The sequence below is a fragment of the Pseudoroseomonas ludipueritiae genome, assembly GCF_014490445.1.
Taxonomy (GTDB): Bacteria; Pseudomonadota; Alphaproteobacteria; order Acetobacterales; family Acetobacteraceae; genus Pseudoroseomonas; species Pseudoroseomonas ludipueritiae.
Genome location: NZ_JACTUZ010000292.1, coordinates 1 through 2,341 on the forward strand (window position 1 = coordinate 1; position 2,341 = coordinate 2,341).

The following is a 2,341-nucleotide window of genomic DNA, read 5'->3' on the forward strand; positions in this document are numbered from 1 at the left end:
GTGGCCGATGCGGCGCCGGCCAGCCGCGCCGCCGAGGATATCCGCCAGCTCGCGCACGCCATCGCGGCGCTGCTGCCGGCCGAGACGACGATGCCCCCACCGGCCCCGCCGCGCGCGGCCATGCCCTGGACGGCTCCGGAATGGGGAACACGCTGATGCGCCTGCTTCGCCGCATGACCAGCTTCCTGGGGCGCATCCCGCTGCTGAACGCGGCCGTGGCGCTGATCGGCCTGCTGCTGGGCCTGATCTTCATGGTCACGCCGCTGGAGGCGGAGCAGCAGGCCTGGCTGGCGCTGGGCGGCTTCCTGGTCTTCCTGATCGTCAACCGCTTTCCGGGCCGGGCGCCGTCCTTCTTCCTGGTCGCGCTCTCCTCCATGATCTCGTTGCGCTACCTCTATTGGCGCGTGACCGAGACGCTGGGCTATTCCGGCTATATCGCCACCTTCCTCGGCACCGGCCTGCTGCTGGCCGAGGTTTATGCCATCCTGGCGCTGCTGCTCTCCTACTTCCAGCAGGCCTGGCCGCTGGAGCGCAAGCCCGTGCCGCTGCCGCCGGACACGGAAGACTGGCCGGTCGTGGACATCTTCATCCCCAGCTACAACGAGCCGCTGGAAGTGGTGAAGCCCTCGGTCTTCGGTGCCATGTCGATGGACTGGCCGCGGGACAAGATGAACATCTATGTCCTGGACGACGGCCGGCGCGAGGACTTCCGCGCCTTCTGCGAGGAAGTCGGCTGCGGCTACATGATCCGCCCGGACAACAAGGGCGCCAAGGCCGGCAACATCAACCACGCGCTGGGCAAGACGAATGGCGAATATGTCGCCATCTTCGACTGCGACCACGTGCCGGTGCGCGCCTTCCTGCAGCTGACCATCGGCTGGATGCTGCGGGATCGCGAGATCGGCATGCTGCAGACGCCGCACCATTTCTATTCGCCCGACCCTTTCGAACGGAACCTCGCCTCCGGCACCCGCATCCCGAACGAGGGCCTGCTCTTCTACGGGCTGGTGCAGCAGGGCAACGACCTCTGGAACGCCACCTTCTTCTGCGGCTCCTGCGCCGTGCTGCGCCGGACGGCGCTGGAGGAAGTGGGTGGCGTGCCGACCCAGACCGTGACCGAGGACTGCCACTGCTCGCTCAAGATGCAGCGGCTGGGCTGGCGCACCGCCTATCTGCGCCTGCCGCTGGCCGCCGGCCTCGCCACCGACCGCCTGCTGGCGCATATCGGCCAGCGCATGCGCTGGGCGCGCGGCATGATCCAGATCCTGCGCGTCGACAACCCGCTCTTCGGCCGCGGGCTGAACCTCGCGCAGCGCCTCTGCTACCTCAACGCGCAGTGGCACTTCCTCTTTCCGCTGCCGCGCGTGGTCTTCCTGACCTCGCCGCTGGCCTTCCTGTTGTTCGGGGAGAACATCATCGCGGCCTCGCCGCTGGCCATCGTGGCCTATGCCGGGCCGCATGTGGTGCATTCGGTGGTCACCAACAGCCGGCTGCAGGGCAAGGTGCGCCATTCCTTCTGGTCCGAGATCTACGAGACCGTGCTGGCGCTCTATCTGCTGCCGGTGGTCATGACCACGCTGCTGGACCCCACCAAGGGCAAGTTCAACGTCACCGACAAGGGCGGCACGCTGCAGGACGGCTATTTCGACATCCGCGCCGTGGGGCCCAACCTGGTGCTGGGCGGCGCGCTGGTGCTGGGGCTGATGTCCGGCATCTACGGCATGGTGGCCAATCCGCCCTCCTCGCTGCAGTTCCAGGCGAATGCGCTGAACGCCGTCTGGGTGCTGCTCTCGCTGGTGACGGTGCTGGCCGGCCTCGCCGTGGGCCGTGAGCGGCGCCAGATCCGCGAGCGCCACCGCGTGGCGGCCCGCGTGCCGGTGGCCGTGGTGCTGGCCGATGGCCGCCGGCTGGAAGGGGAGAGCATCGACCTTTCCCTGGGCGGCGCGGCGCTGACCGTGGCGCGGCCGGAGGTGCTGCCGGAAGGCATGGTCAGCCTGGAATTCGACATCGGCACCGAATTCGTGCCCGTGCCGGCCGAGACCTTGCGCTGGCAGGGCAACCGCCTGCAGGTGCGCTTCGCCCCGCGCGGGCTGCTGGATGAGGGCAATATCGTGCGCGTCGTGCTCGGCCGCGCCGATGCCTGGCTGCACTGGGACGATGTGCGCGCGGACCGCCCGCTGCGCGCGATGCTGGAGGTGGTGTTGAGCGTCGGTGGTCTTTTCCGTGGCAACAGCCAGCTCTCGCTCCGCGCCCGCCGTGCCCGCCGGAAGGAGCGGGCCGCCCAGGCCCGCGCCGGCCGCGCGCCCCTGGCCCAGCCGGCTTCCTCCCTCGGCGAGGCGCC

General features: G+C 69.5%; 1 protein-coding gene. It reads left to right on the top strand.

All coding sequences use genetic code 11. From position 1 onward, the window contains the following. Positions 1-155: 155 nt before the first annotated feature. Positions 156-2,341 (top strand): UDP-forming cellulose synthase catalytic subunit (gene bcsA, locus IBL25_RS25680; protein WP_187781280.1); only part of this gene is annotated, 2,186 nt, incomplete at its 3' end.